The 23,537-nt window shown below is 67.3% G+C and carries 24 protein-coding genes; 20 read left to right on the top strand and 4 right to left on the bottom strand.

Annotated elements, in window-relative coordinates; genetic code table 11:
• Window positions 1–140 precede the first annotated feature (140 nt).
• The 13 genes from FIU66_RS16135 to FIU66_RS16075 all read left to right on the top strand — a co-directional run bounded on the left by FIU66_RS16135 (window position 141) and on the right by FIU66_RS16075 (window position 11,845).
• Window positions 141–455, top strand: a complete 315-nt coding sequence (locus tag FIU66_RS16135; RefSeq protein ID WP_167623928.1) for a PepSY domain-containing protein — start codon at window positions 141–143, stop codon at window positions 453–455.
• Between the two features lie 141 nt (window positions 456–596).
• The gene (locus FIU66_RS16130; RefSeq protein ID WP_167623927.1) at window positions 597–950 is read left to right on the top strand and encodes a hypothetical protein; all 354 of its coding nucleotides are present in this window, start codon (window positions 597–599) and stop codon (window positions 948–950) included.
• Window positions 951–1,014: 64 nt separating this feature from the next.
• On the top strand, window positions 1,015–1,482 hold the full coding sequence (locus FIU66_RS16125) for a DUF2271 domain-containing protein (RefSeq protein WP_167623926.1): 468 nt from the start codon (window positions 1,015–1,017) through the stop codon (window positions 1,480–1,482).
• A gap of 12 nt (window positions 1,483–1,494) precedes the next feature.
• A complete protein-coding gene (locus FIU66_RS16120; RefSeq protein ID WP_167623925.1) occupies window positions 1,495–3,702 on the top strand; it encodes a PepSY domain-containing protein in 2,208 nt (735 codons plus the stop codon).
• Window positions 3,683–4,666, top strand: coding sequence for an FAD:protein FMN transferase (locus FIU66_RS16115; protein ID WP_167623924.1), 984 nt, complete (start codon window positions 3,683–3,685; stop codon window positions 4,664–4,666). The genes FIU66_RS16120 and FIU66_RS16115 overlap by 20 nt, the downstream gene beginning before the upstream one ends.
• A 9-nt stretch (window positions 4,667–4,675) precedes the next feature.
• The gene (locus FIU66_RS16110; protein WP_167623923.1) at window positions 4,676–6,565 is read left to right on the top strand and encodes a heavy metal translocating P-type ATPase; all 1,890 of its coding nucleotides are present in this window, start codon (window positions 4,676–4,678) and stop codon (window positions 6,563–6,565) included.
• A complete protein-coding gene (locus tag FIU66_RS16105; RefSeq protein ID WP_167623922.1) occupies window positions 6,562–7,263 on the top strand; it encodes a VIT family protein in 702 nt (233 codons plus the stop codon). Before FIU66_RS16110 ends, FIU66_RS16105 begins: the two co-directional genes overlap by 4 nt.
• Before the next feature lie 100 nt (window positions 7,264–7,363).
• Window positions 7,364–7,639 (top strand): lipid-A-disaccharide synthase N-terminal domain-containing protein, encoded by a 276-nt coding sequence (locus FIU66_RS16100; protein WP_167623921.1) that lies wholly within the window; start codon window positions 7,364–7,366, stop codon window positions 7,637–7,639.
• Complete coding sequence (locus FIU66_RS16095; protein WP_167623920.1) at window positions 7,636–9,186, top strand: glycosyltransferase family 39 protein; 1,551 nt, start codon at window positions 7,636–7,638, stop codon at window positions 9,184–9,186. Before FIU66_RS16100 ends, FIU66_RS16095 begins: the two co-directional genes overlap by 4 nt.
• Entirely contained in the window at window positions 9,183–9,932 is a 750-nt protein-coding gene (locus FIU66_RS16090) for a glycosyltransferase family 2 protein (RefSeq protein WP_167623919.1), read from the top strand. Before FIU66_RS16095 ends, FIU66_RS16090 begins: the two co-directional genes overlap by 4 nt.
• A complete protein-coding gene (locus tag FIU66_RS16085; protein WP_167623918.1) occupies window positions 9,929–10,972 on the top strand; it encodes an NAD-dependent epimerase/dehydratase family protein in 1,044 nt (347 codons plus the stop codon). Before FIU66_RS16090 ends, FIU66_RS16085 begins: the two co-directional genes overlap by 4 nt.
• A gap of 77 nt (window positions 10,973–11,049) precedes the next feature.
• Complete coding sequence (locus FIU66_RS16080; protein ID WP_167623917.1) at window positions 11,050–11,313, top strand: PepSY domain-containing protein; 264 nt, start codon at window positions 11,050–11,052, stop codon at window positions 11,311–11,313.
• Window positions 11,306–11,845, top strand: a complete 540-nt coding sequence (locus tag FIU66_RS16075; protein WP_167623916.1) for a cytochrome b/b6 domain-containing protein — start codon at window positions 11,306–11,308, stop codon at window positions 11,843–11,845. The genes FIU66_RS16080 and FIU66_RS16075 overlap by 8 nt, the downstream gene beginning before the upstream one ends.
• Window positions 11,846–11,857: 12 nt before the next feature.
• On the opposite strand, the gene FIU66_RS16070 is transcribed toward FIU66_RS16075, so the two are convergent.
• The gene (locus FIU66_RS16070; protein WP_167623915.1) at window positions 11,858–13,090 is read right to left on the bottom strand and encodes a histidine kinase dimerization/phospho-acceptor domain-containing protein; all 1,233 of its coding nucleotides are present in this window, start codon (window positions 13,088–13,090) and stop codon (window positions 11,858–11,860) included.
• Window positions 13,087–13,740 (bottom strand): response regulator transcription factor, encoded by a 654-nt coding sequence (locus tag FIU66_RS16065; protein WP_167623914.1) that lies wholly within the window; start codon window positions 13,738–13,740, stop codon window positions 13,087–13,089. Before FIU66_RS16065 ends, FIU66_RS16070 begins: the two co-directional genes overlap by 4 nt.
• A gap of 198 nt (window positions 13,741–13,938) precedes the next feature.
• Between FIU66_RS16065 and FIU66_RS16060 the strand changes: the two genes are divergently transcribed.
• The 6 genes from FIU66_RS16060 to FIU66_RS16035 are packed head-to-tail and all read left to right on the top strand — an operon-like array spanning window position 13,939 to window position 18,177.
• Window positions 13,939–14,523 (top strand): thermostable hemolysin, encoded by a 585-nt coding sequence (locus FIU66_RS16060; protein ID WP_167623913.1) that lies wholly within the window; start codon window positions 13,939–13,941, stop codon window positions 14,521–14,523.
• The gene (locus tag FIU66_RS16055) at window positions 14,520–15,893 is read left to right on the top strand and encodes a class I adenylate-forming enzyme family protein (RefSeq protein ID WP_167623912.1); all 1,374 of its coding nucleotides are present in this window, start codon (window positions 14,520–14,522) and stop codon (window positions 15,891–15,893) included. Before FIU66_RS16060 ends, FIU66_RS16055 begins: the two co-directional genes overlap by 4 nt.
• Window positions 15,890–16,678 carry an SDR family oxidoreductase gene (locus FIU66_RS16050; protein ID WP_167623911.1) on the top strand — a complete coding sequence of 263 codons (789 nt, stop codon included), beginning with the start codon at window positions 15,890–15,892 and terminating at the stop codon, window positions 16,676–16,678. The genes FIU66_RS16055 and FIU66_RS16050 overlap by 4 nt, the downstream gene beginning before the upstream one ends.
• Window positions 16,679–16,686: 8 nt before the next feature.
• Entirely contained in the window at window positions 16,687–16,974 is a 288-nt protein-coding gene (locus FIU66_RS16045; protein ID WP_167623910.1) for a hypothetical protein, read from the top strand.
• On the top strand, window positions 16,929–17,549 hold the full coding sequence (locus FIU66_RS16040; RefSeq protein WP_167623909.1) for a TauD/TfdA family dioxygenase: 621 nt from the start codon (window positions 16,929–16,931) through the stop codon (window positions 17,547–17,549). Before FIU66_RS16045 ends, FIU66_RS16040 begins: the two co-directional genes overlap by 46 nt.
• A 1-nt stretch (window position 17,550) precedes the next feature.
• Window positions 17,551–18,177 carry a DUF6134 family protein gene (locus FIU66_RS16035; RefSeq protein WP_167623908.1) on the top strand — a complete coding sequence of 209 codons (627 nt, stop codon included), beginning with the start codon at window positions 17,551–17,553 and terminating at the stop codon, window positions 18,175–18,177.
• A gap of 331 nt (window positions 18,178–18,508) precedes the next feature.
• On the opposite strand, the gene FIU66_RS16030 is transcribed toward FIU66_RS16035, so the two are convergent.
• Both FIU66_RS16030 and FIU66_RS16025 read right to left on the bottom strand, forming a co-directional pair.
• Window positions 18,509–21,175 carry a cation-transporting P-type ATPase gene (locus FIU66_RS16030; protein WP_167623907.1) on the bottom strand — a complete coding sequence of 889 codons (2,667 nt, stop codon included), beginning with the start codon at window positions 21,173–21,175 and terminating at the stop codon, window positions 18,509–18,511.
• A 119-nt stretch (window positions 21,176–21,294) separates the two neighbouring features.
• Complete coding sequence (locus FIU66_RS16025) at window positions 21,295–21,609, bottom strand: hypothetical protein (protein WP_210254103.1); 315 nt, start codon at window positions 21,607–21,609, stop codon at window positions 21,295–21,297.
• Window positions 21,610–21,781: 172 nt separating this feature from the next.
• Between FIU66_RS16025 and FIU66_RS16020 the strand changes: the two genes are divergently transcribed.
• Window positions 21,782–23,533 carry a PHA/PHB synthase family protein gene (locus FIU66_RS16020; protein WP_370528986.1) on the top strand — a complete coding sequence of 584 codons (1,752 nt, stop codon included), beginning with the start codon at window positions 21,782–21,784 and terminating at the stop codon, window positions 23,531–23,533.
• The last annotated feature ends 4 nt before the right edge of the window (window positions 23,534–23,537 follow it).

Here is a 23,537-nt window from a genome sequence, read left to right as displayed (position 1 = left end):
CGTCCCTTTCTTGTCATGCCTGCCGTTCTGACCCCTTTTCCTGACAGCAGGCTGACGCGCCGCCACACCCGCCTTCAGGCTGCTGTCAGCTTGTGCGCCTATTGAAAGGGTCAGACAGGCCGTGACCGGGAGTGTGGCCCATGCCAAAGACCCTGACAATTCTTGCTGTTCTTGCCATTCTTCCTGCTGGTGCGGCAGTCGCGGACGACGACTGTTTCGTTCCGATGGCCAACTGGCAGCCGCGCGGAGCGGTGGAGGATCTGGCCGCGGCAAACAGCTGGACGGTGCGCCGCATCAAGATCGACGACGGCTGCTACGAGATCGACGGCCGCGACAGCGCCAACCGCGCGATCGAGGTGAAGGTCCATCCCGGCACGCTCCAGATCATCGACATCGAATACGAGGATGAAGATGACAGGGACGGCCCCCGGGGTTCGGGTCGGAAGGACAACTGAGATCGCGTGCGCCCAGTTGCCGATCGGCTCCGATGACCCGGCCTTCTTCCTGACAGCAGCCTGAAGCAGATTTTCGGTCTCTGTCAGCAAGGGATCAGGCCACAGGTGCAAAATCCCGCCATCACAGGAAAGGAACATCCCATGAAGTCCGCTCTTGCCCTTCTCCTTGCCGGGTCCGCCCTTGTTGCGGCATTCGGGGTTCCGTCCCTGGCCGCGATGCGCGGAACCAGCAACGCGATGGCACCAGGCTTTGCAGGTGCCGACGTCGCCAATCATGACATCCGCCTGACCAAGGTCAGTGACGATGACGATGACGACGATGATGACCGGCGCGCCGGGCACGAGCGCGATGATCACGACGACGATGACGATGACGACGACGATGAAGACCGCGATACCCGCGCGCGGATCAGCCCCGCGCCTGCCGGGACCGTTGCGCCGCCCGCAAACGGCTTGTTCGGCAACGGCGCCACACCCGTCGCGGTGACCAACTGATCCCGATCAGCCCTCAAGGGCCAAGCGCCAGGTGGCGCCGGCCCCTCCAGCACAGGAGTTCCCCATGAAATCCCTCCTCGCCACCCTTGCGCTCAGCACGGCCCTGACCTTGCCTGGGCTGGCCCTCGCGCGCCCCGTCACGCTGACCACGACGATGAACAGCTATGGAGGCGACGGCGCCTATCTGGCGCTTTATGTCACTGACCCCTCGGGCGCCTATGTCGGCAGCCTGTGGATGGCGGGCGGCAAGTCCAAATACTATGAACACCTCAGTGGCTGGTATGCCGCCACCGGCGGCGACGCAGCGCAGATCAATGGCATCACGGGCGCCAGCGTCGGCGCAGGCCGGACGCTGGAGATCACGCTTGACCTGGCGGATGCGCTGTTAGATGCAGGCTATACGCTGCACATCGACGCCGCGGTCGAGGACATGCGCGACAGTCCCAACGAGATTGCCGTGCCGCTGACCGCAGCGGGTGTAGGCACGTCCGTTCCCGGCCGCCGCTATATCGCCAGCTTCACCTATCAATAAGGCTTCTCGGCCATGATCCGCGCGCTCCATCGTTGGCCCGGGCTTCTGGCTCTGGTCCTTGTCACAGTGCTGGCCCTCAGCGGCGCAGCCCTGTCGGTGTTTCCGGCTGCTGAGCGATTGTCAGCGCCGCAAGCCGTGGCGGGGCAAAGCGTGGCGGACCTGGCGGCACGGGTGGCGGCACGCCATCCCGGCCTTGAAGAGATCGGCCGCGCGCCGTCCGGCCGGATCACCGCGTGGTGGTTTGACGGCGGCACGCCGGGCGCGGCCGTGATCAACCCTGCGACGGGTGCGGATGCCGGATCGGCCGATCCCGACCCGGTGGAACGCTGGCTGACCACGCTGCACAGGTCGCTGTTTCTGGACGATACCGGGCGGCTGGTCATGGCTGCCGGTGCGGCGGCAATGCTGGTGCTGGCGCTGTCGGGGACCGTGCTGGCCGCACGCCGCGTGGGCGGCTGGCGTCGTTGGTTCGCGCCGCTGCGCGGACCGCTTGCCGGACGGCTGCATACCGAGGTCGCGCGGATCGCGGTCCTTGGCCTGTCCCTGTCGGCGGCAACGGCACTGTGGATGACGGCATCGACCTTCGACCTGCTGCCGGACGGCGGCGTGCAGACCGCACAGCCTTCATTGGTCAGTGGCCAGACCGGCTTTCCGCTGGACCGCATGGCGGCGCTGCGGGATGTTCCTGTGGGCGATCTGCGGAAACTGAGCTTTCCCTATGCGGATGACCCGCAGGATGTCTTTACCCTGCAGACCGACAGCGGCACGGGGCTAATCGACCCGGGCACCGGCACACTGCTGTCCTGGGCCGATCTGACTGCATGGCAGCAGGTCTCGGAAACGATCTTCATGCTTCATACCGGGCAAGGCGCGGCAGTCTGGGGTCTACTGGTCGGCCTGATCGCGCTGAGCGTGCCATTTATGGGCATCACTGGCGTTCTGGTCTGGCTCGCCGGCCGACGCGGGCGCCCCCGGCTGACGGGCAATGCCCCCGCAGGACGCGCGCAAACGGTCATCCTCGTGGGCTCCGAGGGCGGCAGCACCTGGGGGTTTGCCGCGACGCTGGCCGACGGGCTGCGCGCGGCGGGTCAGTCGGTGCATGTGACGTCCATGGGTGGCTTCGACCCCACCCGCCATGCTGCAGCCAAGCAGTTCCTGATCCTTGCAGCGACCTATGGTGAAGGCGATGCCCCGGCCTCGGCAAAGGGGTTCCTTGATCGGCTGGCGCAACTGCCCGCAGCCCCCGCCGCACCTGTCGCCGTGCTGGGGTTTGGCGACCGCAGCTTTCCCGCTTTCTGCGCGTTCGCCCTTCAGGTCGAAGCATCCGCGCATGCGAAGGGCTGGGCCACGCTGCTGCCGCTCGACACGGTTGACCGGCAATCCCCGCAGGATTTTGCCCGCTGGGGCCGAGCGCTTGGCACGGCCATCGGCATTCCGCTCGAGCTTCCGCACCAGCCTGTGACACCTGTCACACAGACGCTGACCCTGCTGTCGCGCCGCGACTATGGGGCAGAGGTGCAGGCCCCAACAGCCATCTTGCGCTTTGCCCTGCCCGGGACCACTCTTTGGCAGCGGCTGACGGGCAAAGGGCTGGCGCGGTTCCAGGCGGGCGATCTGCTGGGTATCCTGCCCGAGGGATCGGCGGTGCCGCGCCTTTATTCGCTGGCATCCGGCGCAAGGGACGGCTTCGTGGAAATCGTGGTCAGGAAACACCCCGGCGGTTTGTGTTCGGGGCAGCTTTTGGCGCTTGAACCCGGTGACAGCGTGCAGGCCTTCTTGCGCCGCAACGACCGCTTTCATGCGGGCAACGGCAGGACGCCGCTAGTCCTGATCGGCGCGGGCACCGGCATCGGGCCGCTGGCAGGCTTCATCCGCGCCAATGCCCGCCGACGCCCGGTGCATCTGTTCTTCGGCCTGCGCCATCCCTACAGCGATTTCCTTTATTGCGACGATCTGGCCCTCTGGCAGGCTGAAGGGCGGCTGCTGCGCCTGTCCACCGCCACCTCGCGCGGAGAGAAGCCGCGTTATGTCCAGGATTCCCTGCGGGATGAAGCTGAGCAGGTGGCCGAGGCGGTGCGCAGGGGCGCGCGCATCATGGTCTGCGGCGGCCGCGCGATGGCCGAAGGGGTGTCCCGCGCGCTTGACGACATTCTCGCGCCGGCGGGCCTGACGCCCGCCATGCTGAAAGCCGAGGGACGCTATGTCGAAGATGTCTTCTGATCCGGTCCGCCATGCCCTGAACGGTCCGACCATGGGAACCCGGTGGTCGGCCCTGTTCCATGCCCCATCGGGGCTTGATCCCACGCCCCTGCGGATGGCATTTCAGCAGGCGGTGGACACGGTCGATGCCCAGATGTCGATCTGGAAACCGGACAGCGACCTGATGCGTCTGAACCGGGCGCCGACGGGACAATGGCTGAGGGTGCCGCCCGACCTCGCCCGCGTTCTGACGCTCGGGCTTCGGATCGGCCGCGCCTCGGGGGGTGCCTTCGATATCGGAATGGGCGATGCGGTGCGCGCCTGGGGCTTTGGGCCCGATGCCGCCGATCCCGATGCGATCCGCGCAGCCCTCGGCTTCCGCAGGCCTGCCCACGAAGTGCTGGAGATCGACGGCGACTCGGTGCGGAAGACGGCCCCCATTGCCCTGGACCTGAACGGCATTGCCAAGGGATATGGGGTGGACTGTCTGGCCCAAGTGCTGGTTGACCACGGGATTGCCGCTGGCCTCGTGGGTATCGACGGAGAGATGCGTGCCCTTGGCCTGCGGCCGGACGGAACGGCATGGACCATTGCGGTAGAGACGCCCGATCCCGACCGCCGCACCCCGCACTCCGTCCTTATGCTGCAGGACGCGGCGGTGGCGACCTCGGGCGATTATCGCCACTGGGTCACGGTGCAGGGACGCCGACTGTCGCACACGATGGACCCGTGGAAGGGCGCGCCGCTTGCCGCATCGCCCGCTTCGGTCACCGTGGTGGAACCGACCTGCGCCGAGGCCGATGCCTGGGCGACCGCGCTGATGGTGGCGGGCCCTTCGGCGGGGGCTGAGCTTGCGGCCAGACATGACCTCGATGCACTGTTTCTTCTGCGTGGTGATGACGGGGGCTTGCAGACGCGGGCCGTCGGGTGCCTCTTTGGCGGCAACGCCACGGCAACGCCACGGCAACGCCACGGCAGCGGGTGAGGGACAGGCGTGACCTACAAGCGAACGGATTTTTTGAATACGGGCTTGCTGGCGGTTGCCCTTGGAGGGCTGTTGGCGGGGCTGGCGCTGTATATGGGAGGCCATCTCGATCTTGCAGGACTGGCCTGGACTGCGGGCGTGCTGCCGGTCCTGGCCGCTTTGCTGTCCGAGATCCTGCGCAGCCTGTCGCGGGGCGAGGTCGGCCTCGACATCGTGGCGGCGCTGTCGATGTCGGCGGCCCTGGTCTTTGGCGAAACGCTGGCTGCTGCCGTTGTCGCGGTGATGTATTCCGGCGGCACTTTCCTGGAAAGCTTTGCCGAGGGCCGCGCCCGGCGCGAGATGCGCGACCTGCTGGCCCGCGTGCCCCGTACCGCCACCCGCCACCGCAATGGCGGGCTGGAGGACGTGGCCCTGGACGACATCCGCCCCGGCGACCGCCTGCTGATCCGCCAGGGTGACGTGGTGCCGGTGGACGGGCATGTCGCCTCGGCCACGGCCTTTCTCGACACCTCGGCGCTGACGGGCGAGTCCCTGCCCGTCCGGCTTGGGGAGGGTGCCGCGGCGATGAGCGGGTCCACCAATGCAGGCGATGCCTTCGACCTGACGGCCACGCAAGAGGCCCGCGACAGCACCTATGCCGGGATCGTCCGCCTGGTCGAGGAAGCGCAGCGGTCCCGCGCCCCCATGGCCCGGCTGGCCGATCGCTGGTCGCTGGGCTTTCTGGCCGTGACGCTTCTGATCGCCGGGGCGGCCTGGTGGTTCACCGGCGATCCGATCCGCGCAGTCGCCGTGCTGGTGGTGGCCACCCCCTGCCCGCTCATCCTGGCCGTGCCCGTGGCCCTGGTTGCGGGTCTGTCGCGGGCTGCCCATTTCGGCGTGCTGGTCAAGGGCGCCAAGCCGCTGGAGGCGATGGCCCGCATCCGCACGCTGATCCTCGACAAGACCGGCACGCTGACCGACGGTCGCCCCCGGATCGTAAGCATCGACAGCGCCGAAGGCATGGCCAAGGACGAGATCCTGCGCCTTGCCGCAGCAGCCGACCAGGCGACGAAACACCCCGTCGCCCAGGCGATCGTCGCGGCCGCGAAAGCCCGCGGCATGACCCTGCCCCTTCCCCGCGACACGGTCGAAATCCCAGGCGAAGGCGTCATCGCCATCGTCGAGGGGCGGCAGGTCGTCGTGGGGGGATACGGCTTTGTCGCCGAGCGCGTGGGTCACATGGGCGATCACCCGGACCTGGACGCCGGATCAGTCATGGTGGCGGTTGCGGCCGATGGTCGGATGGCGGGGCATCTGGTCATGTCGGACCCGCTGCGGGACGGCGCGGCTGGCATGCTGGCCGACCTGCGCCGCCAGGGGATCGAACGGATCCTGCTCGCCACCGGCGACCGGGCCGAGGTTGCCCGCCGCGTGACCGAGGGCCTGGGCCTCGACGGCATCCGCGCCGGCCTTACGCCGGACGAGAAGGTCCTTCTGGTCCTGACCGAGCACAAGCACGGCCTGGTAATGATGGTGGGCGACGGCGTCAACGACGCCCCGGCCCTGGCCGCGGCCGACGTGGGCGTGGCCATGGGCGCGCGCGGCGCCGCCGCCAGTGCCGAGGCCGCCGACGTGGTGCTGCTGGTGGACCGACTTGATCGCATCGGAACGGGGATCGAGATCGCCCGCCGCTCGCGGCGCATTGCGCTTGAAAGCGTGGTGGCGGGCATCGGCCTGTCGGTCTTGGGCATGATCGCCGCTGCCTTGGGCTACCTCACCCCCGTGCAAGGCGCCCTGATCCAGGAGGTGATCGACGTGGCCGTCATCCTCAACGCCCTGCGCGCCCTGCGTATCCAACCCGCCCAGGCCCGCACGGCCCCGTCGGCCGATGAACCGCACCAGGAAGGAGCCTTGGCATGAGCCGCCTGTCCCATTCGGAAATCCACATGGTTCATCGCATCGGCTGGCTGCGTGCGGCGGTGCTGGGGGCCAATGACGGGATCCTGTCGACCTCCAGCCTGGTCGTGGGCGTGGCCGCTGCGGGGACCGGACGGACCGAGGTGCTGGTTGCAGCACTGGCGGGACTCGTCGCGGGCGCCATGTCGATGGCCGCAGGGGAGTATGTCTCGGTCAGTTCGCAGACCGATGCCGAGAACGCCGATCTCGCCAAGGAGCGCAAGGAACTGGCCGAAATACCCGAGGCGGAACTTGAGGAGCTGACCCGGATCTATCAGGAGCGCGGTCTGACGCACGACCTGGCGGAGCAGGTGGCGGTGCAACTGACAGCAAACGATGCGCTCGGCGCTCATGCCCGTGACGAGTTGGGGATTTCCGAAACGGTGACCTCGCATCCCGTGCAGGCGGCGGTTGTCTCGGCCCTGACCTTCGCGGCAGGCGCGGTCGTGCCGCTGATCGTGGCGATGCTTGCGCCGCCCGCGCAGATCGTCGTGTTCGTGGTTGTCGCGACGCTGCTGGCCCTAGCCGTGCTGGGGAGTCTCGGCGCCTCCGCAGGCGGCGCCGGTATCCTGCGCGGCGCATTGCGGGTGGTGCTGTGGGGCGTTCTTGCCATGGGCGCGACAGCGATCGTAGGAACGCTGTTCGGCGTCACGGTCGGATAGCGAACCGCCTCCATTAACCTGACGACAGTGCTCAACCTGTAAGCTGGGCGCAAGGTTGCCATGCCAATCCCGCCAAAAGAGACAACGAACGGCATGGCACATGACGGCGCAGACGGTCTGGATTGGCATCGGCTTCCTGGGGCAGGCGCTGTTCAGCGCGCGCTTCATCATTCAGTGGCTGGCCAGCGAGCGGTCGCGCCAAAGCGTCGTGCCATTGGCTTTCTGGTGGTTCTCGCTGGCAGGTGGAGCGACCCTTCTCAGCTATGCGCTTTGGCGGGGTGATCCGGTCTTCGTGCTGGGACAGGGGCTGGGCCTTGTCGTCTATCTGCGCAATCTGATGTTGATCCGGCAGCACCGCCAGGCTGCTGCCGCATGAGGTCCGTCCTTTCGTCCACGCTGCTGTTCGCGCTGACGGCCCTGACCCTGATTTTGCTGCGGCCCCTGATGCCTGTCGACGAGACCCGTTATATGGCTGCTGCGTGGGAGATGCGGATCGGCGGCTCGGCCTGGGTGCCGCATCTGAACGGCGCCCTTTATGGGCACAAGCCGCCATTGCTGTTCTGGCTGATCAATCTGGTCTGGGCCCTGGGCGGCATTGCCGAGTTTCCGGCCCGGCTGATCGGACCGGCCTTTGCTGCTGCCTCGGTCGCGCTGACGGGGCTGCTGGCGCGACAGCTTTGGCCGAACCAGCCGGACCGTGCCGGGGCAGCGGCGCTGATCCTTGCCGTCTCGCCCGTCTGGCTGTTGTTCGGCTCGACCACGATGTTCGATGCGGTGCTGACATGCGCCACCCTGCTGGCCATGTTGTCCCTGTGGTCGGCGGCGCAACAGCCCCGGCGCGCGGCTTGGGCGGCGCTTGGCGCAGCGGTGGCCTTTGGCGTTTATGCCAAGGGACCGGTGATCCTGCTGCACGTGATGCCCGCGGCCTTCACCATGGCGCTTTGGGCCGGTCCTGCGCGGCCCTCCGGGCGCGTCTGGGCGAAGGGCCTTGGGCTGGCGCTGCTGGCGGCGCTTTTGCTGGTGGGGCTGTGGCTTGTCCCTGCGCTGATCCTGGGAGGCGAGGAATACCGGACCGAGGTCCTTTGGCGCCAGAGCGGCGGGCGCATGGTCGCTTCGTTCGCCCACCAGAAACCGTGGTGGTTCTTTCTGGCACTGCTGCCGCTGATGATCTGGCCCTTCGGCTGGACTCGGCCGGGCCTCGCCATGCTGCGCCCGCGCCGTCTACTTGCCGATCCGGGAACGCGGCTTCTCGCCTTGTGGGCGGGCGGCGCCCTGACGGCCTTCTCGCTCATCAGCGGCAAGCAGGCGCATTATCTGCTGCCCGAGATGCCCGCCTTGGCGCTGATGCTGGCGGGCGGGCTTCCCACGCGCAAATGGCGACGCCGCGACTTCTGGCTGGCGCTGCCGCTGCTTGCCGCGCTTGCGGCCTTCAGTGCCGCCGCAACCGGGCTGATCCCTGCGTTGAGGAAGCTGCACGACCCTCTGCCCTTGTGGTCCCTGGCCCTGGGCACCGCTTGCCTGCTTATTGGCATTGTGGGCTTCCTGCGGCTGCGGTCGGCGCCCGTCGCCCTGGCCGCGCTGCCCCTGACGCTGATGATCGGGCTTCACCTGGCGCTGAGCCCGCTTCTGTTCGCGCGCTATGACATGACGGCGCTAGGCCGGGCGGTTGGACCCTTTGACAGTGCGGGGATCGCCGTCACCGACGGCACCTATCACGCCCAACTGAACTTCGCGGGCCGGCTGCTGCACCCCGTCGCCCGGCTGGCAAGTCCCGAGGCTGTCGCAGCCTGGCGGCAGGCCCATCCCGATGGGCTGCTTCTGGATCAGAACGGCCTGTCGATCCCCGGCATGACACCCTTTGCTGCGCTGCCCTATCGCGGCGGCACATACACCCTTTACCGTTCAGAAGAGGTCGCGCCGTGACGCCCGACGTTTCCGTTGTCCTTCCCGCCAAGGACGAAGCTGGCAACATTGCCACCTTATTGCGCAGCATTGGGTCTGTTCTGCAGGACTATCCTCACGAGATCATCGTGGTTGATGACGCCTCGACGGATGGGACAAGACAGGAACTGGCAGCGTTGCAGATCACGCTGCCGCAGCTGCGGGTGATCTGCCACGATCGCTCCTGCGGGCAATCCGCCGCGATCCGCAGCGGCGTTCTGGCTGCCCGCGGGTCGCTGATCGCCACGCTGGACGCGGACGGCCAGAACCCGCCCGAGAACCTGCCTTCGCTTCTGGCCCCCTTCCGGCACGGGGGCCCGACGCTGGGCCTTGTGCAGGGACAGCGGGTCGGGCGGCGCGACCTCTGGACGCGGCGGCTGGCCTCACGCCTGGCAAACCGGATCCGCGCAGGGCTGCTGCGCGACGGGGTGCAGGACAGCGGCTGCGGGCTGAAGGCCTTCCCGCGCGAGGCTTATCTGTCCCTGCCCTTCTTCGACCACATCCACCGCTTCATGCCCGCCATGATCGCGCGCGAGGGGCTGGAGGTCATCACCATCCCGGTCACCCACGCCCCTCGCGCCTTCGGCCGGTCAAAATATAGCAACCTGCAGCGTGCCCTTGTGGGGATCGTCGATCTCCTGGGCGCAGCCTGGCTGATCCGCCGCCGTCGCCTGCCGCAAGTGCAAGAGCTTCCACGGGCGGCCCGGGACATGCGGGGTGCGGCATGACCGTCCTGATCACCGGGGCCGCCGGTTTCATCGGCTTTCACCTGGCCCAACGCCTGCTGGCCGAAGGCGCCGACGTCCTCGGGCTTGACGACCACAACTCCTACTACGATCCGGTCCTGAAAGCTGCTCGCGAGGCGCAACTGATCGTCCACCCGAACTACCTGTCCCTCCGCGGCGGGATCGAGACGCCGGGCTTGCTGGCAGGGATCATGGCCAGGCACCGCCCACACGTGGTGGTTCACCTGGCAGCCCAGGCCGGTGTGCGCCATTCGATCGAGGCGCCGGGCAGCTATGCTTCGGCCAATCTCGCAGGCACGTTCCAGCTCCTGGAAGCGGCGCGGGCTTTTCCGCCCGATCATCTGCTGATGGCTTCCAGCAGTTCGGTCTATGGCGGCAGCGACCGGATGCCCTATCGAGAAACAGACCGCACAGACCAGCCGCTGTCCTTCTATGCCGCGACCAAGAAGGCGTCCGAGGCGATGGCCCATTCCTATGCTGCCCTCTACGGCCTGCCGGTCACGATGCTGCGCTTCTTTACCGTCTACGGCCCCTGGGGACGACCCGACATGGCACCTTTCCTCTTCACCTCGGCCCTGTTCGAGGATCGGCCGATCCGGCTTTTCAACCACGGCCGGCTGCAGCGCGACTTTACCTATGTCGATGATCTGGTCGAGGCGATCCGCGCGCTGATCGACGTGGTCCCGCATCATCCGGCGAAACCGGTGAAGGGCGACAGCCTGTCGCCCGTGGCGCCGTTTCGCATTGTCAATATCGGCAATGGCAGGCCGATCCCGCTGTTGGATTTCATCGCAGAGCTGGAGGCCGCAACCGGGCGCACGGGACGATTGCAGCTGCTGCCGATGCAGCCTGGCGATGTCGAAGCGACCTGGGCGGACACCACGCTTTTACAGCGGTTGATCGGGCCGCGTCAGCAAACCCCCATGTCCCTGGCACTGCGGCGCTATGTTGCCTGGTTCGCCAGCTACTACCCGACAGTCCTCCCCGAACCGCAGGACAAACAGGTTCTGCTGCATCATTAGGCCCGCCCCTGTAAGCTTTTCGCAAGCTTGGCCTGCTTGAATGAAGGCATCGAAAAACTGCCAACGGAGACCTTCTTATGCGCCTCATCCTGCTTCCCGCCACCACCCTGATGATCGCCGCTGCCCTGCCCGCCTTGGCCGAAGACCGCTGCACCGTGCCCGAGGCCGACTGGCGGCCGGTCGAGGAATTGAAGGCCGACCTGACCGCCAAGGGCTGGACCATCAGCAACGTCAAGACCGAGGACGGCTGCTACGAGGTCTATGGCAAGGACGAGAAAGGTGAGAAGGTCGAGATTTTCTTCGACCCCGCCACCTTTGAGGCCAAGGGCGCCGATGACTGACAGGGTCCGGGTCTGGGACGGCTTCGTGCGGCTGTTCCACTGGTCGCTGGTCGGGCTGATCGCCGGAACCTGGCTGACCGCCGACGGCCCGAAGCTGTGGCACGAAGGCATGGGCTATGCGGTCGTCGGCCTGATTGCGGCGCGGCTGGTCTGGGGGTTTGTCGGCCCCCGCCACGCCCGCTTTGGCGACTTCGTGCGGGGACCGCGTGCTGTTCTGGACTACCTGCGGGCGCTGCGCGCGGGTCGCGAGCCACGCTATCTGGGCCACAACCCGGCCGGTGGGGCGATGATCGTCGCGCTGCTAATGGCCGTATCCGGGACTGCCCTAACCGGCTGGCTGCAGACAACCGACGCCTTCTGGGGGTCGGAGGTGATGGAGGAGGTCCACGAGGCCCTGGCGACGCTGATCCTGGTCCTGGCCGGGCTGCATGTGGCGGGCGTGGTGGTGGAAAGCCTGCGCCATCGAGAGAACCTCGTCCTGTCGATGCTGACCGGCACCAAGCGGCCGCTGGCCGCCACGGATCGTCCCTGACAGCCACCCTTATCAGGCCGCCGGGATCTCCGGTCCCGGCGGAAAGCGCACCGTCACCGACGCCGTGCCATCGACAATGGCGTAATCGACCGCGATCCCCTGCGCCTGCGCCACGCGGGTGACGATGGCAAGGCCAAGCCCCGCACCCTTTGAGCCGGCGGACTTGTCGAACATGCCGTGATGGAAGCTCGCTCCCGGCGGAACGGTATTGCTGACCGTCAGCACAGGACCGGGCGACAGGATCATGCGCGGGGTGCCATGGCCGTGGTCGGCGGCGTTGCGCAGCAGGTTGCGCAGGATCAGCGCAAGTGCGTCGGGATCGACAGGCACCGACAGCATCTCCATCTCGCCATCGTCGAACAGCACCGGCGTGCCCAGATCGGCTATCACCATCCGCACCACCCGCACCAGATCGGAGGGCCCGTGCCCTGCGACCCCCGCCTCGGCCCGCGACAGGTGCAGCAGGCGGTCGATCAGGTGACCCATGCGGTTCAAGGCGCCGGACAGGCGCTCGGCGGCCGCTTCGTCGCTCAGCCCTGCCGCGATCAGCTGGGCCTGCCCCGATGCGGCGGCGACCGGGGTGCGCAGTTCGTGTGCGGCATTTGTGGCGAACTGCCGCTCGGTCTCGACCCTCGCGCGGATATCGTCCAGATAGACGTTCAGGGCCTGCGGGATCGGCGCCAACTCGAGCGGCAGGTGATCTTCCTTGAGGGGGGACAGATCTTTCGCTGACCGGCCGCGCAGCGCCTGGGCAAACCGCGTTGCGGGCTGCAAGGCCGAGGCCACGGCTCCGCGCACGGCCACAAGCGCGGCCAGCAGGACCGGCAGCATCAGCACGAACAGCCATGCCACGCTTTCCAGCAGTTCATCGCGGCGCCATTCGTCGCTTTGGCCCACCTCGACGGCAAGGTCACCCCCGAGGGCGGACTGGCGATAAACGCGCCAGCCGGGGACATCGTGGCCACCATCCTCGGTCAGAGGCGGCCATGGGGCGCCCGAGAGTTCCCGGCCGTCCTCGATGATGCGGATCATGCCCGCCGACCGCGCCATCGCGTCAACGTTGTCGGTGCGACGATGAAGATCGATCGTCAGTTGGGCCCAGCCTTTCAGCGTCTCGTCCATCAGCTCCGACATCTCGTGGGCGATGACCAGGGCGGCAAGACCCACGCCAACAAGCCAGCTGAGGCTGGCGCCCAGCACCACCCGGCGCACCAGCCTGCCCCGCAGGGACCACGGGCGGCTCACGGGATCAGGTATCCGAGGCCACGCCGGGTCTGGATCGCGTCCGCGCCCAGCTTGGTGCGCAGGCGGGACACATAGACCTCGACCGCATTGCCCTCGATCGCATTGTCGAAAGCATAAAGCCGTTCTTCCAGCACCTGCTTGGACAGCACGCGCCCGCGCGCCGACAGCAACGCGTCAAACAGCGCCCATTCGCGCGAGGTGAGGCGGATTTCGTTTCCGTCGCGGAACATCCGCGCGCCGGCACGGTCCACCGTCAGCGCGCCGACCCTGCTTTCCGGGGCCGGATCGCCGGACGCGCGGCGGGCGAGGGCACGCAGCCGCGCTTCGACCTCGGCCAGGTCATAAGGCTTGACCACGTAGTCGTCGGCCCCCGCATCCAGCCCGGCGATGCGGTCCGAGATCCGGTCCCGCGCGGTGGCGATTAGCACCGGCACCCTGTTGCCAGCCCGGCGCAGGTCGCGCAGCAGGTCCAGCCCCGAGCCGTCCGGCAGCGCCAGATCCAGCAAGATCGCGCCATGATCCGCCACGGCAATGGCGGTCCGCGCCGTTTCCAGGTCGGCAGCGTGGTCCACCGCATGGCCTTGGGCGCGCAGGAAGCGCAGCAGCGCATCGGCGATATCGGCCTCATCCTCGACCAGCAGGATCCGCATGAACGCCCCCTTCATGACGACAGGCCAGACATGCCGGGAAGACGCGGGTCGATCAACGACAATTCGCATCGCGAAAACGTGAGGGCCGGCGCCCTGCCTGTAAGCCTGCTGAAAGGCTGGGCGGATTGATGGACGCAACGAGCAGAAAAGGACCCACTGACATGACCGCGTTCCCCCATCCCGCCGCCGGGCTCTGTCATGCGGATTGACTTCCTTGACTGGCGCAATGCGGGCTGGCAGCCCGCCGCCGCGATGATCGAGGCGCATTTCCTGCAGGCTCATGGCGCGGCGATCACCGTCCCCGCTGTCCGCCTGGCCGTCGCGCGGTCTGGCAACGGTGCGATCCTGGGCGCCGCCGGGATGCGCGATGCCGGCCGGGGGTTCTTTTCGCAGGTCTATCTGGACGATCCCGTGGACCAGGTGCTGACCCGCCTGTCAGGCAGCTCCGTCGGCCCAGAGGAGGTGATCGAGGTCGTCTCGATGGCCTGCCCCCACCCCTCCGCCACGCTGCCCTTGATCGAGGCCGTCACGGCCGAAGGACGGGGTAGCGGCAAATGCTGGGGGCTGTTCACGGCGACCGGGCCGTTGATGCGGCTCTTGCGGAGAACAGGCGTGCCGCTGCTGCCGCTGATCCCTGCCCGCCCCGACCGGCTGCCCGACGCCGCCTGCTGGGGCCGCTACTACCATACCGATCCTTGGGTCTGCGCTCTGCAGGACAGCATGCAGCCCCTGCGCTTCATGCCCCGCCGGGGCCAACCCCTGACCGGAGCCCGGCCCGAATGACCCCGATCTTCCAAGCCCTGGCCTGCCACGCCCAGGACCGCCCCGATGCCATTGCCTTTCGCGACGGCGAGCGCAGCATGACCTGGGCGGACCTGGCGCGCGCCGTGTCCCGCGCCGCGGCGGGCTTTGCCGCCGGGCCGCGCTGCGTGGGTCTGGCCCTTGGCGGGCTAGACTATGTGATCGGCGATCTGGCGGCAACGCTAGCGGGGTGCCGGGTCGTGCCGGTGCCCGGCTTCTTCTCGGCCGGGCAGGTCGCGCATCTGCTGGCCGACTCGGGCGCGACATTGACCGATCGTCTGCCCGCCGGTGCGACGGGGCTGCCGCTCGCCTATGCAGGGGGGGCCACGCGGGTGATCTATACGTCGGGGACCACGGGCCGCCCCAAGGGCGTGATTCTGGGTGACCGTCAGTTGACGGCATCGGCCTTGGGGCTTTCGCAGGCGATTGGCGCCGGGCCGGGCGACCGCTACCTGTCGGTGCTGCCCCAGGCGCAGCTTCTGGAACAAATCTGCGGCATCTTCCTGCCGATCCTCGCGGGGGCCGAAACGGTGCTGTGTCCCGAAGGCACGGCTTGCCTGTTTTCAGGCGACGTACGGGCACTGGCCCGCCGCGCCATTGCCTGTGATCCGACGGTAACAGTGCTGGCCCCGCGTCAGCTGACGCTGTGGGTCGCCGCGCTGCGCAAAGGCATTCCTGCCCCCCGCGGGCTGCGCTATGTCGCGGTGGGCGGTGCCCCTGTCTCTCCGGCGCTGCTCGCCGAGGCGCGTGCCCTGGGCCTTCCCGTGGCCGAGGGCTATGGCCTGTCCGAGGCCTGCTCGGTGGTGGCGCTGAGCCCTGCCGACGCGCCGGGGGGATCGGCCATGCAGTCCGTGCCTGGACTGGACCTGCGGATCGAGGACGGAGAGATCGTCGTGGACGGCCCGACCGTCATGGCGGGCTATCTGGGCCGGGCGCCGCAGGTCGGCCCATGGCGGACGGGCGATCTCGGCCGGATCGACGATGGGCGGCTGAGCGTGCTGGGCCGGCGTGACGCGATGATCTTGCGCGCATCGGGGCGCAACATCGCCCCCGAATGGGTCGAAGCCGCGGCCTTGGCCGATCCCGCCGTGCCTGCCGCAGCCCTGGTGCTGCTGCCCGATGACCGGTTGGTGCTGGTCCTGGCCTCCACCGCCGCGCCACGCATGGCCGATCTGGTCGCACGGCTGGCGGACCTTCCCGCCTATGCCCGGCCCGATGCCCTGTTGATCGCCGATCCCCCCCATCCGGGGCTGATCCGCCCTTCTGGCACGGCGGACCGGCAGGTCGCGCTGCGACTGGCCAAGGTGAGGGGTGCGCTGATGCCCCTGCCTGCCCCGGAGGTCTCCGCATGAGCCGCAAGACGGTGCTCATCACAGGCGCGGGCACTGGCATCGGCCGGGCCCTGGCGGTCGAAGCCGACCGTCTTGGCCACCGCCTGATCCTGGTGGGCCGAAGACCCCAGCCCTTGGTCGAGCTGGCATCGGGGCTGCAACGGGCCAGCGTCCTGCCCGCGGACGTGACCACCCCGCGGGGTCGTGCCCTGATCGCGGCGTCTGTTGTCCAGACTGGCCTGGACATCCTGATCAACAACGCAGGGGTCGTGCCCTCGGGTGCTATCGGCACCACCATGGATGACGAGATCGCGGCGGCGCTCGCCTTGAACGTCGCAGCCCCCATCGCGCTGACCCGCGACCTGCTGGACAGCCTCATCGTCAGCCGGGGCCAGGTCGTCAACATGGGGTCGATCTTCGGGGATATCGCCTTTCCGTATTTCGCGATCTATTCCGCCTCGAAGTTCGCGCTTCGGGGGTTTTCGGACGCTCTGCGGCGCGAACTGGCTCCCCAAGGCGTAGGGGTCACCTATGTCGCCCCTCGTGCCACCCGCACGGACGCGGCGCAGGGCTTCGACCGACTGATCGGCCCGATGGCCATGACGCTGGATGCGCCAGAGGCTGTCGCTGCCCATGCCTGGCGCGCCATCACCGCCCGCAAGCGCGAGCAGCTGCCTCCGACGCGCGAACGGCTGTTTGTCGCCCTGCAACGCCTCCGGCCCACACTGATCGACCGGGCACTGATCCGCCTGGCGCGCGACCCGGCGGTGATCGCCGCCGCCAACGACCTTTCTTCCCGATCATGAGGACATCAATGACCTACAACATCCTGCGTTCCCGCGACTATTCAGACGGACTGACCGATCCCGGCCTTCTGGCCCAGATCCGCGACGACCTGACCCGCGATGGCTGGACGCTTCTGCGCGGCTTCCAGCCACAGATGGAGGATTTCTCGGACCTCGTCACCACACTCTGCCGCCGCGTGACCTTCGATCCCGCCCGCAGCCACACGACCGAGACGACACAGATGGTCGATGCGGGCTGGGTCCGATCGGGTTGCATATCGAGAACGGCAACACGCCGCGCTGTCCCGACATCGTGACCTTCTTCGCCCAGACCGCGGCCTTCGAGGGATCGCAGACCACGATCTGCGACGGCCGCGCGGTCTGGGATCTGTTCGACGACCCGCAGAAGGCCCGCTGGTCTCAGCCGATGACGGTGGAACGGGTTCTGCCCGAGGTGCTTTGGAAGCGCTATCTGGCCAACGAACATCCCGCCATCTCCCATCCTGACGAGGTGACGATGGAGCATGTCCTGCAGTTCAAGGCCGCCGTTCCGGGCCAAGACTTCGAACAGCACGACGACGGCGCGCTGACCTATCGCCTGACGGTCAATCCTGTGCGTCCCTCGGCCCTGGGCGGAACGGATCGCGGCTTTGCCAACGCGGTCCTTGGCCCGTCACACAATTATCAGCCGCCGCGCTATGCCATGGCCGATGGCAGCCCGGTCAGCGCCGACGAGATCGAGGAGATGCGCGCCCTGGCCGAGAAGGTGACGCACGAGATCAACTGGCAGGACGGCGACATCGCCATTCTGGACAACACCCGCGTGATGCATGGCCGCCGCGCCATCGCCGACGCCAACCGCAACCTGTTTATCGGCATGGGGATGATTTGAGATGACCGCGCACAAGACTCGCATTCTGACCCTCACGACGATTTTGACTGTGGCCCTGCTGGGCGCTGCTGCCCCTGGCGCTATGGCTGCGCCACAAGCCAGCGTGCCACCTTCGGGCCGGCTGACCTTTGACGTGATCCGCAACGGCCGCGACATCGGCGACTATGTCGTCAGCTTCCGCGGCAAGGGCAATGATCTGACCGTTAACGTCGCGACGGACGTGTCGGTCAAGGTGCCGGTGATCGGCGTCAGCGCCTATCGGTTCAAGCAGGACAGCACCGAAACCTGGCGCGGCGGCCGCCTGGCCGGTCTAACCTCGCGCACGGACGACAACGGCAAACGCCACGACATCTCGGTCGGGACTACATCGCTGATCCCCGCCAGTCTGTGGAACGCCGACCTGCTCCACTCCGGGCAGGTGCTGAACACCATCGACGGCAGCACCGACGCCATCCGCGTGCGAAAGCTGGGCGCCGAGGCCGTTTCAACCGGTCAGGGTCAGGTCAGCGCCGATCATTATGCCGTACGCGGCGGACTGGATCGCGACCTGTGGTATGAAGGCGCAAAGCTGGTCCACGTCCGCTTCACCGCCGAGGACGGGTCGCAGGTAGATTACGTCCTGCGCTAGGTGTCACGGGAAGTCGGTCGGAAACGCGCCTGCAGTGTCGGGCGCACCGTTCCCGACCTCTCGGCGTTAGGTTGTCCGCATCCCGGCATGGGCCGCCAGGCCATCCTAAGCCCATCGCGGTCACCTGAACACCCGAGACCCGCCGCCCCGGACTGAAAACCAAACTGATTTAGAAATGGATAAAGAGGGGACATTTGGGGCTCCGAACCTAACGCTTGGACAGGCTCTCATAAGTCGCCAGGCAGTTTTAAAGGAGGCGACTCGCTCCGAGGTGGGCTTATGCAGTTGCTAGGTCCGACCGACCGGTGATCAGGTTGGTCTTCTATCCTCTCTACTCCCCCTGAAACCTGTCTCGCAGCAGGTGCTTCTCGATCTCCAGGACCACCAGCGACAGCACGCCGATGGCGATGATGACGATCCCGTCCAGCAGCGTCAGGGGACGGGATTCGAAGATCCGGTTCATGACCGGCAGATAGGTGAAGGCCAGCTGCCCGACCACGACCACGGCGATGGCACCCAGCACCGGGCCGGTGCCCTTGACGCCCGTCAGCGTGAACGAGGTCATGTGCAGATAGCGGATGTTGAACAGATAGAAGATCTCCAGCACGACCAGCGTGTTGACAACCATCGTGCGCGCCACCTCGATGTCGCGGCCCTGACCCAGGGTCCAGAAGAACACGGCCAGCGAAGTCGCCATAAAGATCACCGATACCAGGATGATGCGCCATACCGTGAAGGGGGTCAGAAGCCCGGCCCCCGACTTGCGTGGCCTGCGCGCCATCACCCCCGGTTCGGACGGCTCGAAGGCCAGAACCAGGCCCAGCGTCGCGGCCAGAAGCAGGTTCACCCACAGGATCTGCACGGGCGTCATTGGCAGGGCGAAGTTCAGAAGGATCGCCATGATCACCGTCAGTGCCTCGCCGCCATTGGTGGGCAGGGTCCAGGCGATGACCTTGCGGATGTTGTCGTGAACGGTGCGACCTTCATGGACCGCCGCCACGATGGACGCGAAGTTGTCGTCCATCAGCACGATCTCGGCCGCTTCCTTGGCGGCCTCGGTGCCCTTGATGCCCATGGCGATGCCGACATCGGCCTGCTTCAGCGAGGGCGCGTCGTTCACCCCGTCACCGGTCATCGCGACGACATTGCCGCGCGATTGCAGGGCGCGGACGATGCGCAGCTTGTGTTCGGGGCTGGTGCGGGCAAAGACCTGGGTTCGGGCGACGGCATCGGCAAAACCGCTGTCGGGGATTGCGTCCAGGTCCTTGCCGGTCAACACCTGCGGGTCGGGCGCAAGGCCAAGCTGGCGTGCGATGGCGGTGGCAGTTTCGGCATGGTCGCCGGTGATCATCCGCACGTCGATGCCTGCGCGGTGACACTCGGCAATGGCCGCGACCGCCTCTGGCCGTGGCGGGTCGATGAAGCCGGTGATGCCCAGGAAGGTCAGCCCGCTCTCGACATCGGGAAAGTCGATCCTGGTGGTGCCGTCGGGCATGGGCTTCGTCGCGTAACCCAGCACGCGTTCGCCCTCGCGCCCGGTTTCGGCGATGCGGTCGGACCAATAGGTGTGATCCAGCACCTGCGTTCCCGCCTCCGAGGCCTGCCGGGCGCACATCGCCAGGATCCGTTCCGGCGCGCCCTTGACCAGCATCACCCGCCCCTGCCCTGGCATATCGTGCAGCGTCGCCATGAAGCGATGCTGGGCATCAAAGGGAATGGCGTCCAGCCGCCTGGCGGCGCGCTCGGTCGCTGGGTCGAGGCCCGCCTTCATCGCGGCGGCAATCAACGCGCCCTCCATCGGGTCGCCCTCGACCTTCCAGGTGCCGGGGTTCAGTTCGGCGTCGTTGCACAAAAGCCCGGCCCGCAGCAGCCCGCGCGCAGTGGGTTCAGGGGTGAAGTCATGGCCGGTCGGGTCATAGCCGGCGCCCTGGACCACGCTCACGCCATTGGCTGTCACCACACGCCCCACGGTCATTTCGTTCCGGGTCAGGGTGCCGGTCTTGTCGGAGCAGATGATCGAGGTCGCACCCAGTGTTTCCACCGCGGGCAGCCGACGGATCACCGCGCGACGGGCGGCCATGCGCTGCACGCCGATGGCCAGCGTGATGGTGATGACGGCGGGCAGGCCTTCGGGGACCAAGCCCACAGCAAGCGCTACGACTGCCATCAGCGCGTCGTCCCAGGCATAGCCGCGCAGCGAGACCGCAAAGGCAAAGATCAGCGCCGCACCCACAAAGGCCAACAGTGTGAAGCGATGAGCGAATGCGTTGATCTGGCGCAGCAGCGGTGTGGTCAGGGGCTCGACCTCGCGCAGCAGGGTGCTGATGCGGCCGATCTGGGTCCGGGTGCCGGTGGCGGTGACGACGCCGCTGCCTTGGCCCGCCGCGACAAGCGTGCCGGAGAACGCCATGGGGCGCCGGTCGCCCAGGGCCGCCCCGGCTGCGACCGGATCGACGCCCTTAGTCGACGCCACGGACTCCCCCGTCAGGATCGCCTCATCCACCAGAAGGTTGCGGGCAGAGATCAGGCGCAGGTCGGCGGGCACGCGGTCGCCCGCCTCGATCAGCACCACGTCGCCGGGCACGAGGTCAGCCATGCCGACGCTGATCCGTCGCCCGTCGCGCAAGACGCTGGCTTGGGGCGCGATCATGTCGCATATGGCGTTCAGCGCGCTTTCGGCCTTGCCTTCCTGCAGGAAGCCCACGATCGCGTTAACGATCACCACGGCCAGGATCACGCCGGCATCGACATGATGACCCAGGGCTGCTGCAGCCCCTGCCCCCGCCAGCATGAAATAGATCAGCGCATTGTTGAACTGCGCCAGCAACCGCAGGATCGCTGGTCGCGGCTTTGCTCCGGGCAGGCTGTTGGGGCCGTGGCGAGACAGTCGGGCGGCAGCCTCGGATGAGGACAGTCCGGTGGCGGTGGCGTCCAGGGCGGTCAGGACTTCGGAAGCAGGACGGGCGTGGGCGTCGGCAAGGTCGCTGGGGTTCGTCATCGGGTAATCGTTGTTCCTTGCAGGGGCCATGCGGATCCGGGGCCGGGTGTCGGGACGCAGATCCACATAGCCTGCCGTGACAGTCCGATGGACGGCAGCGGTCCGTCACGGCTTGTGGATCAGGCAGCCTTGCGGATTGCCGGCGCTGCGTCGCGCATGGCGCGGGCAAATCGCTTGCCTTCTTCCTGGACCACGTCCAGCAGCTTGCTTGCATAGTCAGTCTGGAGGGCGGCTGCGTCCATGGGCAGGGTAACTTGGGCCATGTTGCGCAAGCATTCGGCCCGAAGCTCTGCCATTCGTGCCATCGTCAGAAGCGCTTCCCGCCATAGCAGTTCTTGCATCCGTATCGGCCAGAGAAGAACGTCGGGCAGGGTTAATCCCGGAACATCCGGCAGGGCGGCCGTTTCCGGCTTCGCATTCTTGTCGTCCTTCATGTCCGTCATCCTGTCTGATGAAATCTGGATGGTAAGGCCATGGTCCGGCATCAAACCTTGATTCAGGTCAAGATTACCCGATGCTGGACCCGGTAAGGATAACCCGCAAATCCCTGAACCACCAAGGACCGAGATGCCCGACCAGACCGCCTTCCTTGCGCCGCCTGCGATGATGCCCCCGGCCGACCAGGACGCGACGTTGGGCCTTGCCGCGTTCCAGGCGATGGACCGGATGCGAGAGGCGCTTGGCGGTCACCTGACGGGCGGCATCTCCCCTGGGTCGCTGGCGCTTGCCGGCTTTGACTGGGCGTTCCACCTGGCCCAGGCGCCGGGCAAGCGGGCCGAGCTTTTGTGGAAGGCGGGGCGCAAGACCAGCCGGCTGATGACCTGGCTTCTCTCCTCGGCCATCGATCCGAAGACGCCGCCTGCGATCCGTCCCCTGCCGGGTGACACCCGCTTTCGCCACGAGGGCTGGCAGCAGCTGCCCTTTGCCGCTTTGGCCCAGGCCTTTCTGCTGGGACAGCAATGGCTGCACAACGTCACCCACGAGGTGCCGGGTGTGATGAAGCACCATGAGGACGTGGTGTCCTTTGTCGCCAAGCAGTGGCTGGATGTGTTCTCGCCCGCGAACAACGCGCTGACCAACCCCGAGGTGCTTGCCCGCACCTGGCAGACCGGCGGCATGAACCTGTGGCAGGGGTGGCAGAACTGGGCCGAGGATGCCCTGCGGCTTATGAACCGCCAGCCGCCACCGGGGGCCGAGGCGTTCCGCCCCGGCGAGACGGTGGCGGTGACGCCCGGCACCGTCGTCTTCCGCAACCATCTGATCGAATTGATCCAGTATGCCCCCTCGACCGGGCAGGTCCGGCCCGAGCCGGTGCTGATCGTGCCCGCCTGGATCATGAAATACTACATCCTGGATTTGTCGCCGGAGAACTCGCTGATCCGCTGGCTAGTGGCTCAGGGCTTCACGGTTTTCGCGATTTCGTGGCGCAATCCGGGACCTGAGGATCGCGACCTGACGCTGGAGGATTACCGCCGCCTGGGCGTGTTGGCCGCTCTTGATGCCGTGGAAGCCATCGTACCAGGGGCACGGGTTCATGCCACCGGCTATTGCTTGGGCGGCACCCTGCTGTCGATCGCGGCGGCCGTGATGGGGGCTGCGGCAGGGGACCGGCTGGCGTCCCTGACGCTGTTTGCCGCACAGGTCGATTTCACCGAACCCGGCGAGCTTGCGCTGTTCATCGACCCCAGCCAGATGCACTTCCTGGACAGCATGATGTGGAACCGGGGCTATCTGTCGGACGACCAGATGGCGGGGGCGTTCCAGCTTCTGCGGTCGAACGACCTGGTCTGGTCGCGGGTGGTCCATGACTATCTGATGGGGCAACGTCGCCCGATGACCGACCTGATGGCGTGGAATGCCGACAGCACCCGGATGCCCTGGCGGATGCATTCGGAATACCTGCAGCGCCTCTATCTGGACAACGAACTGGCCGCCGGACGCTTCATGGTGGACGGCCGTCCCGCCGCGCTGCAGAACATCCGCATCCCCGTCTTTGCCGTGGGCACCGAACGCGATCACGTCGCGCCCTGGACCTCGGTCTACAAGTTCCACCAGTTCACAGACACGGACATGACCTTCGTGCTGACCTCGGGCGGGCACAACGCCGGGATCGTCAGCCCCCCGGGCCAGCCCCGGCGTCATTACCGCATCGGGACGCGGCCTGATGACGGCGCGCTGATCTCGGCCCCTGACTGGCAGGCTGCGCATGATCCGGTCGAAGGATCCTGGTGGCCCGCCTGGGGCGACTGGCTTGCCGCGCAATCAGGGCCGCTGGACGCACCGCCCGCCTTGGGTGCGCCCGACAAGGGCCTTCCGCCGCTGGCTGACGCGCCGGGCAGCTATGTTTTCCAACGATAAGAGG

Source organism: Paracoccus sp. AK26, assembly GCF_011801365.1.
Lineage (GTDB): Bacteria > Pseudomonadota > Alphaproteobacteria > Rhodobacterales > Rhodobacteraceae > Paracoccus > Paracoccus aerius.
The sequence above is the reverse complement of the archived record's forward strand: the minus strand, read 5'-3'. Positions and strand labels throughout refer to the sequence as shown.